11 protein-coding genes and 1 pseudogene are annotated in these 13,131 nt (G+C 76.8%); 4 read left to right on the top strand and 8 right to left on the bottom strand.

Features of this window, described 5'->3' with window-relative positions:
- Nucleotides 1–14: 14 nt before the first annotated feature.
- Entirely contained in the window at nt 15–434 is a 420-nt protein-coding gene (locus AC2A1K_RS10910) for a RidA family protein (protein ID WP_483896313.1), read from the top strand.
- Here AC2A1K_RS10910 and AC2A1K_RS10905 read toward each other — a convergent pair.
- Both AC2A1K_RS10905 and AC2A1K_RS10900 read right to left on the bottom strand, forming a co-directional pair.
- Nucleotides 425–2,131, bottom strand: coding sequence for a Y-family DNA polymerase (locus tag AC2A1K_RS10905; protein ID WP_483896312.1), 1,707 nt, complete (start codon nt 2,129–2,131; stop codon nt 425–427). The genes AC2A1K_RS10910 and AC2A1K_RS10905 overlap by 10 nt on opposite strands.
- Nucleotides 2,128–2,982, bottom strand: a complete 855-nt coding sequence (locus AC2A1K_RS10900; protein WP_483896311.1) for a hypothetical protein — start codon at nt 2,980–2,982, stop codon at nt 2,128–2,130. Before AC2A1K_RS10900 ends, AC2A1K_RS10905 begins: the two co-directional genes overlap by 4 nt.
- A gap of 104 nt (nt 2,983–3,086) precedes the next feature.
- Between AC2A1K_RS10900 and AC2A1K_RS10895 the strand changes: the two genes are divergently transcribed.
- On the top strand, nt 3,087–3,923 hold the full coding sequence (locus tag AC2A1K_RS10895) for an NAD-dependent epimerase/dehydratase family protein (protein WP_483896310.1): 837 nt from the start codon (nt 3,087–3,089) through the stop codon (nt 3,921–3,923).
- Here AC2A1K_RS10895 and AC2A1K_RS10890 read toward each other — a convergent pair.
- Complete coding sequence (locus tag AC2A1K_RS10890) at nt 3,875–4,459, bottom strand: CGNR zinc finger domain-containing protein (RefSeq protein ID WP_483896309.1); 585 nt, start codon at nt 4,457–4,459, stop codon at nt 3,875–3,877. The genes AC2A1K_RS10895 and AC2A1K_RS10890 overlap by 49 nt on opposite strands.
- A gap of 94 nt (nt 4,460–4,553) precedes the next feature.
- Between AC2A1K_RS10890 and AC2A1K_RS10885 the strand changes: the two genes are divergently transcribed.
- Nucleotides 4,554–5,768, top strand: a complete 1,215-nt coding sequence (locus AC2A1K_RS10885; protein ID WP_483896308.1) for an MFS transporter — start codon at nt 4,554–4,556, stop codon at nt 5,766–5,768.
- 371 nt (nt 5,769–6,139) lie between these two features.
- Nucleotides 6,140–6,436 (top strand): annotated as a pseudogene (locus AC2A1K_RS10880) (alpha/beta hydrolase fold domain-containing protein); the annotation flags it as partial.
- Here the strand turns inward: AC2A1K_RS10880 and purH are convergent.
- The 5 genes from purH to sucD all read right to left on the bottom strand — a co-directional run bounded on the left by purH (nt 6,408) and on the right by sucD (nt 13,130).
- Nucleotides 6,408–8,018, bottom strand: coding sequence for a bifunctional phosphoribosylaminoimidazolecarboxamide formyltransferase/IMP cyclohydrolase (gene purH / locus AC2A1K_RS10875; RefSeq protein WP_483896307.1), 1,611 nt, complete (start codon nt 8,016–8,018; stop codon nt 6,408–6,410). The pseudogene AC2A1K_RS10880 and the gene purH overlap by 29 nt on opposite strands.
- Entirely contained in the window at nt 8,015–8,632 is a 618-nt protein-coding gene (gene purN / locus AC2A1K_RS10870; protein ID WP_483896375.1) for a phosphoribosylglycinamide formyltransferase, read from the bottom strand. Before purN ends, purH begins: the two co-directional genes overlap by 4 nt.
- Nucleotides 8,633–8,693: 61 nt before the next feature.
- Nucleotides 8,694–10,199 carry a cell division protein PerM gene (locus AC2A1K_RS10865; RefSeq protein ID WP_483896306.1) on the bottom strand — a complete coding sequence of 502 codons (1,506 nt, stop codon included), beginning with the start codon at nt 10,197–10,199 and terminating at the stop codon, nt 8,694–8,696.
- 332 nt (nt 10,200–10,531) lie between these two features.
- Complete coding sequence (locus AC2A1K_RS10860) at nt 10,532–12,199, bottom strand: DUF5336 domain-containing protein (protein ID WP_483896305.1); 1,668 nt, start codon at nt 12,197–12,199, stop codon at nt 10,532–10,534.
- Between the two features lie 46 nt (nt 12,200–12,245).
- On the bottom strand, nt 12,246–13,130 hold the full coding sequence (sucD, locus tag AC2A1K_RS10855; protein ID WP_483896374.1) for a succinate--CoA ligase subunit alpha: 885 nt from the start codon (nt 13,128–13,130) through the stop codon (nt 12,246–12,248).
- Between the last annotated feature and the right edge of the window lies 1 nt (nt 13,131).

Here is a 13,131-nt window from a genome sequence, read left to right as displayed (position 1 = left end):
CGGAAGAGGATCCCGTGACCGTCCAGCGCTTCACCCCCGAGGGCCTCATGCAGCCCGTCCCGTACCACCACGTCGCCGTCGGCGCCGGCACCCGCCAGGTGCACGTCAGCGGCCAGATCGCCCGCCTCGCGGACGCGACGCCGGTCGCCCCCGGCGATCTCGCCGGGCAGGTCGCCCAGGTGCTGCGCAACACCGCGACCGGTCTCGCCGGAGCGGGCGCGACGTTCGACGACGTGGTGCGGCTGACCTTCTACGTCACCGCCTGGTCGCCCGAGAGGATCGGCGACTTCATGGCGGGCGTCGAGAAGGTCGCCGACGAGGTCGGCCTGCCACGGCCCCTGCCGCCGGCCTCGCTCATCGGCGTCGACCGCCTGTTCGAGCCCGACGTCCTGGTCGAGCTCGAGGCCACGGCGGTGCTCGACTGTCAGTCATAGATCCCCTCCACCGCCCAGCGGCCGTCGCGGTGGACCAGCAGCAGGGCCCGCCCGACCGCGTCGGCGCCGGAGGCGACCGGGTCGGGGGCGAGGTCGGCCGCCGGGTCGGGTTCGGGGTCGCGGCCGGCGGCGATCTCGTCGGCGTCGGTGCTGCACACGACCTGAACACGCAGGCTGCCGCCGGCCACCGCCCGCGGGTCCCACCAGCGGCCGGGGTCGGGCCACGGGCCGCCCCACGCGCGGACCGGCGCGGTGGGGGCCGACGGGTCGGTGCCGAGCGCCACGTGGGCGGGCGGGGCCGTCAGCCGGCCGCGGGAGGCGCGCTGCACCGGCGCACCCCCGGCGTCGAGCACCCGCGCCGGCAGCGGCTCGGGCGGCACCCGCGCCGGCGAGGGCGCCGGGAGCACCCCGGGCCACGGCGCCTCCGGATCGCCACCCGCGGGGGCGCGCTCGTCGCCCCAGGGCACCAGCCGGATCCGCTCGCCGGGGCCGCGGCCGCCGTCGGGCACCCCGGTGAGCACCTCCTCGGGACCGAGCAGGCCCTGCACGCGCACCAGCGCCCGCCCGGCCCGCTCGTCGGCCACGCCGACCTCGCCCCAGAGCCCGAGCTGCAGGCGCCCGGCGTCGACGACCTCCTCGGGAACCAGGCGCAGCGCCGTGAGCCCACCGTCGCGACTGTTCCGACCCCGCCGCGACAGCCAGCCCTCGAGCTGCCAGCGCACGCGATCGGCCGTGCCGTGCGGAGTCAGCGGCTCGGCGCAGCGCCAGACCCGGGCGAGCTCGTCGCCCTCGGTGGTGCGGGCCTGCACGCCGAGACGCGTGCACGCCAGGCCCGCCCGACCCAGCGCCTCGTGCAGCCGCTCGGACAGCGAGCGGGCGGCGAAGGCGGCGGCGTCGACCCGGTCGACCGGCGGGTCGAGCGGGAGTTCGGCGGTGAGCTCGTCGGGGATCCGGCGCCGCGAGGGCGGGCGCTCGTCCAGCCCGCGGGCCAGCCGGTGGGCCCGGACCGCGGCCGCGTCGAAGCGCGACGCCACGTCGGTGGCCGACAGCTCGGCGAAGGCGCCCAGCGTGGTGAGCCCGAGCCGGCGCAGCAGACCGATGAGTTCCGCGCGGGTCGCGCCGGCGTCGCCGCCGGCGCCGGCGGTGTCGGGTTCGACGCCCGGTTCGAGCTCGAGCTCGGTGACCGGCAGCGGCGCCAGGAACGCCGGGCTCCCGCCGGGCGGCACCAGCAGCGACCGGCGGGCGGCGAGACCCGCCGCGAACAGCCCGTCGGCCACGCCCACCTGACATTCGACGCGGGTGCGCCCCGCCACGTGGTCGACCAGGCGCTCGGCCACGACCTCCTCGCCACCGAAGTACCGCGCCGGCCCCCGCGCCGAGAGCGCGACGAGCCCGGGGCGCACCACCTCGACCCCCGGCGCGAGCTCCTCGACCGCCGCCGCGACCGGCTCGAAGCCGCGGGCGTCGCGGTCGGGGTCGCGGGCGAGCACCGCGAGGTCCGGGCAGCGGGCCTGGGCCTCGCGCCGCCGCAGCCCGCGCCGGATCCCCTGCGCCCGCGCCGTCGCCGAGCAGGCCACCACCCGGTGGGACGCCAGGACCGCCGCAGGCCGCGCGGGCGGCAGCCCCGCCTCGGCGGCGGCGGCCACCACCGGCCAGTCGGGACACCAGAGCGCGAGCACCCGCGCCGGCGCGCTCACCCCGCCACCCCGATGCGTGCTGGTGCCGGCTCCGGCACGGGTTCCGGCATCGGCTGCGGCGGACCCGTCAGCGGTGCCCCGACCGGCAGCTCCCCGTCCGGCAGGCACGTCCCGGCCGGCCCGGGCAGCAGCAGCGGCTCCTCCTGCTCGCCCGGCCGGCCCCGGGCCGCCGAGCGCACCCGGACCCGCCGCGAGCGCAGGCGACCCGCGCCGTCGCCACCGAGCCCGGCCCAGGCGCCGCCCTCGGCCCGCAGCTCGACCTGGGCGCCCGGCCACGTGCCCGGCCCGCCGACCGGCACCAGCACCGCTCCCTTCTGGCGGACCCGGGCACCGAGCCGCTGCCGGTCGCCCGCGGGCCAGCGCACACCGGGCAGCGCGGTGTCGAGCACGACCACGTCGACCCCGTCGACCAGCGCCGCCACCACCGCGGCCGGGCGCGGCCCGGGCCGGGGCACCAGCGCCGTGCGCGCCAGATCGAGCCCCGCCTCCGCCGCGGCCTGCACCCCGAGGTCGGGCAGCCCCACCACCGCGCACCACGACCCGGCCCGCGAGGCCTCGGCCAGCACCGCGAGCAGCAACGACGTCGACCCGGACACCGCGACCGTCGACCCGCGCCGCAACCCACCGTCGGGCAGCAGACCCGCCAACGGACCGGCCACCGGCAGCACCGCACTGCCCTCGCGGTCGACCCGCGGCGGCTCCACGAGGGGCTCGACCTTCTCCGGTTCCGGCACCGGGGCACGAGGGCCCGCCCGCCGGCCCCGCAGCTCCGAGGCCCGCACCACCCCGAGGTCGGACCACCGCCGCGACGGGGAACCCTGCTCGTCGAGCAACGACGACGCACCACCCATGAGCGTCCTCCTCGAACACGTGTTCGAACACCGAGAACGCTAACCCACACCCCCGACAGCCGCCGAGCCCTCCGGGGCCGAGGTCACGAGAACGAAGGAGACCCATGACAACGGTCGAGCCCCCCTCTCGGCGTGCTCCCTTCGACGCTCCGTCTCCCGCGCCCGAGCTCGTCCTCGTCACCGGAGCCGCCGGGCGGATCGGCGGCTACCTCCGCGCCCGTCTGTCTCGCCCCGGACGCACGCTGCGACTGCTCGACATCGCCATCCCGGACGATCTCGGCGCGGACGAGGAGGCGACGACCGCCTCCGTCACCGACCTCGACGCGATGGTCGCCGCGTGCACGGGCGTCGACGCCGTCGTCCACCTCGGCGGACAGAGCGGCGAGGCGGCGTGGGACCACATCCTCGCCACGAACATCCACGGCACCTATGTCACGTTCGAGGCCGCGCGACGTGCCGGCGTCGGCCGCGTCGTGTTCGCGAGCAGCAACCACGCCGCCGGGTTCCAGCCCGCACTCGACCCCGTGCCCGACGACCTCCCGACCCGCCCGGACACCTACTACGGCGTGAGCAAGGTGACCGGCGAGGCGCTCGGCAGCCTCTACCACGACCGCTACGGGCTCGACGTGGTCTGCCTGCGCATCGGCACCTGCAGCGACAGCCCGCCGAACGCCCGCGGGCTCGCGACCTGGCTCTCGCCCGACGACTGCGGCCGCCTCGTCGAGGCCGCCCTGACCTGCCGTTCTCCCGGCTTCCGCGTCGTCTGGGGCGTTTCGGCCAACACCCGCCGGGCCTGGTCACTGGCCGGCGCACACGAGATCGGCTACCGCCCGCAGGACGACGCGGAGGTCTTCGCCTCCGAGGTCGGCGACCGCACCGCCGACACCGACGGCTACGTGGGCGGCGAGTTCGCGGGGGCGTCGTACGACGCCCCCGACTGAGGTCGGTGCCGCTCGCTGAACGTGCGCTGCTTGGCCCGCGCACCGCACACCTGCATCGAGCACCAGGTGCGTGACCGGTTCCTGGTCGCGTCGACGAACGCCTCCCGGCAGTCCGGGTCACGGCAGACCTTCAGACGCTCCCAGTCGCCGCGGGCGCGCACGAGGACCAGGGCCGCCGCGAGCACCCCGAGAGCCGAGTCCGACCGATCCGGTTCGACCACCCCGTCCGCGGTGGTGGCGCGCAGCGGCGTGTCCGCCAGGACCTCCTCGAGGCGGGCCACGGCCGCGGCGTCACCGTCGAGGGCGACGTCGTGGTGGATCGCGACGAGCCCGCGCAGGCCCTCCCGCACCGTGTGCGCTCGCTCGAGGTCGGCGGACGACGCCCGCCACGTCGCCTCGGGGTCGACGTGCTCGCGCCACCACTGCGCGAACGCCTCCGTCGAGCCGAGCTCCTCGCGGGCGTAGGGCTGCTCCCGCGTGATGCCGCGGGTGTTGACGAAGGCGCGCAGCAGGTCGGCGCCGGCGAGTCCGGCCACAGACCTGAACCTACCACCGAAGCCCTTTGACCGGTTGGTGCCAACCTGCTACCAATGTTTGATGGTTGAAGCTCGCCCTCGGACACGCCTCCTGGTGGCCGTCGCGATCGTCGTGACCGGCTTCAACCTCCGGCCCGCGGTGACGAGCCTCGGCGCCCTGCTCCCCGAGGTGCGCGCCGCGCTGGGGATCTCGGCCGGCCTGGCGGGCCTGCTCAGCGCCCTGCCCGTGCTGTGCTTCGCGACGATCGGCGCCGCGGCCCCGCGGCTACGGCGTCGCGTCGGCGCGCCGCCGGTCCTGGCCGGCGCCTCGCTGGCGGTGGCGACCGGCCTGGGCGTGCGCGCGCTCGCTCCGGGCACGGCGGTGTTCGTCGCCGGCACCCTGCTCGCGCTGGCGGGGATCGCACTCGCCAACGTCCTGCTCCCACCGCTGGTCAAGGAGCACTTCCCCGATCGGGTCGGCCTCGTGACCGGCGCCTTCTCGGTCAGCGTGAGCCTCGGGGTCGCGCTCCCGGCCGCCGTCAGCCTGCCCTTCGCCGAGACCGTCGGGGCGGACTGGCGGGCCGGTCTCGGCCTCTGGGCGGTCGTCGCCGCGCTGGCCGTCGCGCCGTGGGTCCTCGAGCTGGGACGCCCCGACGCGAGTCGTCGTCCGCAGCGCACCCGGCTCCCCCTGCACCGCAGCCCGACCGCCTGGGCGCTGCTGGGCTTCTTCGGCCTCCAGTCGCTGAGCGCGTTCGCCCTCATGGCGTGGCTGCCCAGCGTGCTCGTCGACGCCGGCGTCGAGGCGTCCGCGGCCGGCGGCCTCCTCGCGCTCACCGCGCTCGTCGCCGTGCCGCTCGCCCTGGCCGTTCCCCTCCTCGCCGCCCGGGCGGCAGGCCAGCGACGACTCGTCGTCGCCGTCACCGTCCCGGTGGCGCTCGGGTACGCGGGCCTTCTCCTGGCGCCCGGGGCGGTGCCCTGGCTGTGGGCGCTCCTGCTGGCCGGCGCCCACGGCACCTACCCGCTGGCCGTCGCCCTGATCGCCCTGCGCACCCGGGACGCGGCGACCACCCTCGCGCTCAGCCGCTTCGCCCAGACCGGGGGTTATCTGATCGCCGCGATCGGCCCGCTGGCCATGGGCGGGCTCCACGAGCTGACCGACGGCTGGTCGGTCCCGCTGGGTCTGGTGCTCGCGAGCGTCGGCGTGCAGCTCGTGGCGGGCCTCGTCGCCGCCCGGCCGCGGGACGTCGAAGACGAGGTGGACGAGGTGGACGGAGCGCCCGCCGACGGACCGAACGCCGACACTCACCGGCACGTGATCGACACAGAGTGATGACGGTCTCGGTGTGACCGCCTGTGCGCAACCGCGGAGGGCAGCAGCGTCATGCTCACCCGTACCCGCACGATGTCGACGCCGCCGTCGACGCCGCCCGGTGGCTGCTCGAGCTGCAGCCCGTCCCGGCTGAGCGGCTCGTGCTCGTCGGCGAGTCCTCCGGGGCGGGCTCGTGCTCGAGACGCTGCTCGCCGCCGCCCGCGCCGGGCTGCCGCGTGCGGCCGCGGCCTACCTGATGTCGCCGTGGGCGGACCTGCGGTGCGCCTCCGCGTCGTTCGAGGACCGCCGCGAGGTCGACCTCGAGTGCAGCGGCGAGGGCCTGACGCGGACGGCGCGCCCGTACCGCAACGGTCACGACCCCTCCCGCGGTCGCGCCGGTGCTCGCGTCGCCCGCCGACGCGGCGCGGGCGTGGCCGCCGCTGCTGGTGCAGGTCGGCAGTCACGAGGTCCTGCTCGACGACGCCCTCGGGGTCACGCGCGCGGCGGCCCTCGCCGACGTGCCCGCGACCCTGGACGTCTGGCCGCAGATGCAGCACTTCTTCCAGCTCGGCGTCGGCGTCTACGGCGCGCGCCGGGGAGTGGCTCCGGCGGCAGTGGTGACGCGCCGACCACCGGAGCGCCCCTCCGCGGCGCGGAGGGCTAGTGAGCGAAGTGGCGGGTGCCGGTGAGGTACATCGTCACGCCGGCCCGCTGCGCCGCCTCGATCGTCTGCTCGTCGCGCACCGACCCGCCCGGCTGGACCACGGCCGCGACCCCCGCCTCGGCAAGCACCTCGAAGCCGTCCGGGAACGGGAAGAACGCGTCCGAGGCGGCCACGGCACCGCGCACGCGGTCGCCGGCGCGGGTGACCGCGAGGCGCGCGGCGTCGACGCGGTTGACCTGGCCCATGCCGACGCCGACGGTGGCGCCGTCGTGGGCCAGCAGGATCGCGTTCGACTTCACCGCGCGGCACGCCCGCCACGCGAACGCGAGGTCGGCGAGCAGTTCCGGCGAGGCCGCCTCGCCGCACGCGAGCGTCCAGGACGCCGGGTCGTCGCCCGGTGCGTCGACGGCGTCGCGCTGCTGCAGCAGCAGGCCGCCAGAGATCGGGCGCTGCTCCACCGGGGCCGGGGCCCAGGTCGCCGTGAGCACGCGGATGTTCTTCTTGCGGGCCAGCACCTCGACCGCGCCGTCGGCGTAGGACGGGGCGACGATCACCTCGGTGAAGATCTCCGAGACGGTCTCGGCCATGGCCACGTCGACCTCGGTGTTCGCGGCGATCACGCCGCCGAACGCGCTCGTCGGGTCGCAGGCGTGGGCCTTGCGGTGCACCGCGGCGACGTCGTCGTCACCCGTCGCGACGGCGATCCCGCACGGGTTGGCGTGCTTGATGATCGCGACGCAGACGCGATCGTGGTCGTGGGCGGCGCGCCAGGCGGCGTCGGTGTCGACGTAGTTGTTGTAGGACATCTCCTTGCCGTGCAGCTGCGTGGCGCCCGCGATCCCCGAGGTGACCTCCGGGTCGCCGTAGAGCGCGGCGGCCTGGTGGGGGTTCTCGCCGTAGCGCAGCACCGCGCGCCGCCGGGCGGTGGTGCCCACCCAGCCGGGGAACGAGGAGCCCGGCTCGGCATCCGAGGTCAGCACGTTGCCCATCCACGAGGCCACGGCGACGTCGTAGGACGCCGTGTGGCGGAAGGCCTCGGCGGCCAGGCCGCGCCGGTCGGCCGGCGTCACACCGCCCGCCGCGACCTGCTCGAGGACCCACGCGTAGCGCCCGGGGTCGGTGATGACGGAGACCGACTCGTGGTTCTTCGCCGCGGCGCGGATCATCGCCGGGCCGCCGATGTCGATCTGCTCGACGCAGTCGTCGGGCGAGGCGCCGGAGGCGACGGTCTGGGTGAACGGGTAGAGGTTCACGACGAGCAGGTCGAACGGCGCGATGTCGAGCGACTCGAGCGCCTCGGCGTGCGTGGGCAGACGCATGTCGGCGAGCAGGCCCGCGTGCACCCGCGGGTGGAGCGTCTTGACGCGCCCGTCGAGGCACTCGGGGAAGCCCGTGACCTCCTCGACCCGCGTCACCGGGACGCCCGCGTCCTGGATCCGGGACGCGGTGGAGCCGGTGGACACGACCTCGACGCCCGCCGCGTGCAGCCCGGTGGCGAGGTCGAGCAGGCCCGCCTTGTCGAACACGCTGACCAGCGCGCGGCGGATGGGGCGCCGGCCCTCGACGCCGCTGGCGCCCTGGGCCTCGGTGGCGGTCGCCGCGTTCATGGCATCCTCACTCCTCGTCCGGTGACGGTGGCGCCGTGGCGGGCGAGCGCGGCCACGGTCTCGACGAGCATCCGCCGTTCCACCACCTTGATGCGCTCGTGCAGCGCGTCCTCGGTGTCGTCGGGCTCGACGGTGACGGCCTCCTGGGCCAGCACCGGGCCGGTGTCCACGCCGGCGTCGACCAGGTGCACGGTCGCCCCGGTGACCTTCACCCCGTAGGCGACGGTGTCGCGCACCGGGTGCGCCCCCGGGAACGCGGGCAGCAGCGCCGGGTGCGTGTTGATCGTGCGACCGCCGAACCGCGCCAGGAACGCCGTGCCGAGCAGCCGGGCGAACCCCGCCGAGACGACGAGGTCGGGCTCGCCGAACGCGACGGCCTCGGCGAGCGCGGCGTCCCAGGCGGTCCGGTCGGCGTGGTCGGCCGGCGCCACGACGGTGGTGTCGACGCCTGCGGCGGTCGCGCGGTCCAGGGCGCCGACGCCGGGGCGGTCGGAGACCACGGTGATCACCCGCGCCGGGAAGTCGTCGCCGGCGCACGCGTCGAGCAGGGCCTGCAGCAGGCTCCCCGATCCGGAGGCCAGGACGACGACGCGGGCGGGCACGGGCAGACTCAGCCGATGCTGCTCGGTGGTGGTCAGCGCTGCTCCCGGGCCGCCGTGGGTGTCGGCGTCCAGGTTAACCGCGCGGCTCCCCACCAGGTCGGACGCCCTCGGTCGCCTCCTCGGCGGCGGGATCCTGCTCGTCGTCGTCAGGGGTCGGCTCGTCGGCGACCTCGTCGGTCCGCTCGGGTGCCTCCGCGGTGGTCCTCCCGGTCCCCCCGGACCTCCCCGACCTCCCCGACCTCCCCGACCTCCCCGACCTCCCCGACCTCCCGGTCCTCCCGGTCCTCCCGGTCCTCCCGGTCCTCTCGGCCGCGCGAGCGGCCCGGGTCGCCGGTCGGCGCCGGGTGCGCCCGGGCGCGGTACCGAGCGGGACGGCGAGCAGCGCGACGACCAGCCCGGGCACGAGCACCCAGCCGAGCACCGCCAGGGCGACGGGGAGGGCCGGCACCTCGACCGGGTCGAACGGCCCCGCCCCGAGACGCCCGCCGGACAGGGAGGCCGCGAGCCCCAGGAGCACGGCGGCGGTGAGCGCCGCGGTGAGAGTGGAGCGGACACGCGTCGGGGCGTCGGCGGCGGTCGGGGCGAGGCGCCAGCCCACGATGCTCCCGACGGCGAGCGGCACGGCGAAGGCCAGTCCGGCCCAGGTCGGCGGCGGGCTCTGCGGCAGCAGCGCCGCCAGCGGCACGGGCGGCAGCAGCCCCGAGGTGATCGCGGTCGGCGTCGCCGACGCGGCCCCGATCGACGCTCCGGGCCCGACGAGCCACGCCGCGGCCGCGACGACCCCGTTCGGCAGGTACGCGAGTGTGAGCAGCGTGAGCCCCGCGCCGCTGCCGGCCTCGGGGGCGACGTCCGCAAGCACTCCGCGCACCCCGCTCATGTCGGCGAGCAGGACAGCGAGCAGCAGGCCCGCGCCGGCCGTCAGCAGCGCCGTCGTCGCGAGCAGTCCGCCGTGCAGCCCGTGGCGCGCCCACACCGGCAGGCGCCGCGGCAGCGCCAGCAGGCCGCAGGGGCGCGCGACGCCGGCCGTCGCGGCGAGACCCGCGAGCAGCCCGCACACGACCCCGGCGAGGCCGGGCGACGCGTCGACGACGCTCTCCGGGGTGAGGAGGGCGGCCGCGAGCACCCCGATCACCGCGTGCGCCGCCGCGGCCGTGGCGACCACCGGCACCCCGACCCCGTGCAGGAGACCGGCCGCCCGCCCCTCGGCGCGAGGCTCGAGACGCGAGACCGCACCGCGCGCGACCGTCGCGATCAGCACCGCGAGCAGCAGGGCGGGCGCGAGGGGCAGCATGCCCAGCGGCGCGCCCGTGACCGTCAACGGGACGAGGTGCGCGACCAGCCACAGCGGGATCCCGACGGCGAGCGCCTGCCCGAGCCCGGGCTCACCGCCGGGCGTGGTGCCCGACGCCAGCGCGGCGATCACGCCGGCGAGCACGACCGCCACGCCGTAGAGGGTCAGCGGCGGCAGGAGCGCCACGCGCGCGAGCACCGGAACCCACCCGGGCGGGCCCGGAGCAGCGACGGCCGTGCGCTCCCCGCGACCGCCGCGTCGCGGGGACTGGCTGGTCGGGGCGCTCACGACTCCCGACCCTGTCAAACCGCGGGCGCCGCACGGCGCCGCCACGCCGCGCCCCCGGCGAGGGGCCGGTGGGCGTGGCGGGCGGGCCGGGCGTGGCGGCCACGCAGACGTTCGGCGTCAGGGAAACGTGCCACGATCAGTGAGGTTGGAGTGCGAGCGATGCGGCATTGCTGGCGTCTGACGCCAGGATCGCCACGGGCTCGTGCGCGACACGCCGAGCCGCAGCGGCTCGTCACGCACGGCGGCCTCTCCGGCGAGATCAGGAGAGCGCCACGCACCTCTCGGCGACTCGCGAGGTGCGTACCGCTCTCCTGGTCACCGCGCGACGAGGGTCAGCGCGGCGAGCCCCACTCGCCGCGCCGGTCGTCGGAGGACGGGTTCTCCGAGGCCGGGCGGCCGGGGTCCTCGCCGGACTCGTGGGCGCCGCGACGCTCGCCACCCGGCGGCGGAGCGACCGGGCCGTTCGACGGCGTCGATCCGCCCCCCGCGCCGGAGCCCGACGGAGCGCCCCAGCCGGGGGAGGGGATGCCGTAGCCCGGCGTGGAGGACGACCCCTGCGGCGTGCCCTGCGGCGGGGTGGTCGGACCGTCGCCGGAGCCGCCGCTGGGCTCGCCCGAGCCGTAGGTGCTGAATCCGGAGGCCGGCGCGGCGCTCGCGCCGGCGGCGCCGGCGGCGCCGGCCGCGTCCGGGGAGCCGGGTGTGCCCTGCGGCCCCGACGAGCCGGGGGCGGCGCCGGTCGCACTCGGCGTCGTCTCGTCGCGGGAGGCGTCGCCACCCTGGCCGGCGGCGGTCGCGGAGGGCACGACCTGGGTGGTCGACGCCGCGCCGTACCCGGACCCGAACGGACCGGACGGCGGTCCCGAGGCCGGACTGCCCGGCTGACCGGACTGCTGACCGGACTGCTGTCCGGACTGCTGTCCGGCCTGACCCCGCGGCGCCGCGAACTGCCCGGATCCCGGTCCGGTGTGCGAGCCCGGGGCGCCGTAGCCGGGGTGCTGCTGCGCACCGGGCTGAGCCCCCGGCGCGGAACCCGGCACGGAGCCCGGGGACGACATGCCACCCGAGGGCGGTCCCGCCGGCCCGCCCCACGGTCCGGCGACCGTCGGCTGCGGCGCCGGCGCACCCGCCGGAGCAGCACCCGCGGGAGCGCCGAAGCCCGACGAGGCGGGCCGGGCGGCCGGGGCGCTGATCACGCCGGTGCCGAAGAGCGCGGCCACGACGGCGGCGACCGCGGCGAGCACGGCGAGCACCACCTGCACGACGAGCAGCGCGTCGGCGTAGGCGAGCAGCGGCAGCATCGCCAGCGCCCCCGTGACACCGACGACCGCACCCGGCACGAGCGTGTTCGGGCTGCGGGGCAGCAGCGACGCCGCGGTGAGCAGGCCGCCCGCGAGCACCAGCGGCAGGTAGAACAGCGAGCCGAAGGCCGCGCTGAGGTCGGAGGCCACGCCCGACGCCTCGGCCGAGCCGAAGAACGTCAAGAGGTAGGCCAGCAGCGCGAGGACCCCCGCGCCCAGCGCGACGCCGCGCTCGGCCTGCGAGCCCGGCGCTGCGGGCCGGGCGCCGCCGTCGGATCCTCCGGTCTCCGGCTTGGCGGTGATCGTCGTCGTGGCCGCGGGGAAGCCGCCGGTGCCGGGCGGGGGCGGGGACGACGCTCCCTGGCCCCAGCCCTGGCTCGACCCCTGGCCAGACCCCTGGCTCGACCCCTGGCCAGACCCCTGGCCAGACCCCGGACTCCAGCCGGGTGCCTGGCCGGGCTGGCCCGAAGGCTGTTGGCCCGACGGCTGGCCAGGAGCCTGCTGCCCGCCGTAACCCTGGCCCCCGTAGGGCTGCTGCTGGCCGGCTCCGGCCCAGGACGACCCCCCGTACGGAGCCCCACCGGGAGGTCCGGGCGCCCCGTACGAGCCGCCGGCGCCCCAGCCCCCAGGGCCGGACGCCGCCTGGCCAGGCCGTGGGCCGGACGGGCCGCCCGGGGGCGGGCCCTGGGTCGGTGAGCTCATGAGGTGTCCTCCCGGGGACGGCGGCGTCGGCTGGGACGGCAGGGTGTCAGCCGCTGACCAGGGAGCGCGCGAGGTCGGCGGTCTCGGTGGGAGTCTTGCCCACCTTCACCCCGGCGGCCTCGAGCGCCTCCTTCTTGGCCTGTGCGGTCCCCGCGGAGCCCGAGACGATGGCACCGGCGTGGCCCATCGTCTTGCCCTCGGGGGCCGTGAACCCCGCAACGTAGCCGACGACGGGCTTCGTCACATGGGCCTTGATGTAGTCCGCGGCACGCTCCTCGGCGTCACCACCGATCTCGCCGATCATCACGATCGCCTCGGTCTCGGGGTCCGCCTCGAACGCCTCGAGGGCGTCGATGTGCGTCGTGCCGATGATCGGGTCGCCCCCGATGCCGATGCCGGTGGAGAAGCCGACGTCCCGCAGCTCGTACATCATCTGGTAGGTCAGCGTGCCGGACTTCGACACCAGACCCATCCGGCCGGGGCCCGAGATGTTCGCCGGGATGATGCCGGCGAGCGACTTGCCGGGCGAGATGATCCCGGGACAGTTCGGGCCGATGATGCGGGTGCGGTTGCCGTTCGCGGTGGCGTGCGCCCAGAACCAGGCCGAGTCGTGCACCGGGATGCCCTCGGTGATCACGACGGCGAGCCCGATGCCGGCGTCGATGGCCTCGATGGCCGCGTCCTTGGCGAACTTCGGCGGCACGAAGAGCACCGAGACGTCGGCCCCGGTCTCCTTCATGGCCTCCTCGACGCCGCCGAACACCGGAACGTTCGTGCCGTCGATCTCGACGCTGGTGCCGGCCTTGCGCGCGTTGACGCCGCCGACGAGCTGCGTGCCCGCCGCGAGCATCTTGCGGCCGTGCTTCATGCCCTCGGAGCCGGTGAGGCCCTGGACGATGACCTTGCTGTTCTCGTTGAGGAAGATCGACATC

The sequence above is a fragment of the Actinomycetospora sp. 2LY8.5 genome (assembly GCF_057180585.1).
The sequence above is the reverse complement of the archived record's forward strand: the minus strand, read 5'-3'. Positions and strand labels throughout refer to the sequence as shown.

Bases quoted from the DNA above. Each gene is read 5' to 3' on its own strand.
- AC2A1K_RS10900 (WP_483896311.1), bottom strand. From the start codon at position 2,982: ATGGGTGGTGCGTCGTCGTTGCTCGACGAGCAGGGTTCCCCGTCGCGG.
- AC2A1K_RS10895 (WP_483896310.1), top strand. From the start codon at position 3,087: ATGACAACGGTCGAGCCCCCCTCTCGGCGTGCTCCCTTCGACGCTCCG.
- purH (WP_483896307.1), bottom strand. From the start codon at position 8,018: ATGAACGCGGCGACCGCCACCGAGGCCCAGGGCGCCAGCGGCGTCGAG.
- AC2A1K_RS10860 (WP_483896305.1), bottom strand. From the start codon at position 12,199: ATGAGCTCACCGACCCAGGGCCCGCCCCCGGGCGGCCCGTCCGGCCCA.
- sucD (WP_483896374.1), bottom strand. From the start codon at position 13,130: ATGTCGATCTTCCTCAACGAGAACAGCAAGGTCATCGTCCAGGGCCTC.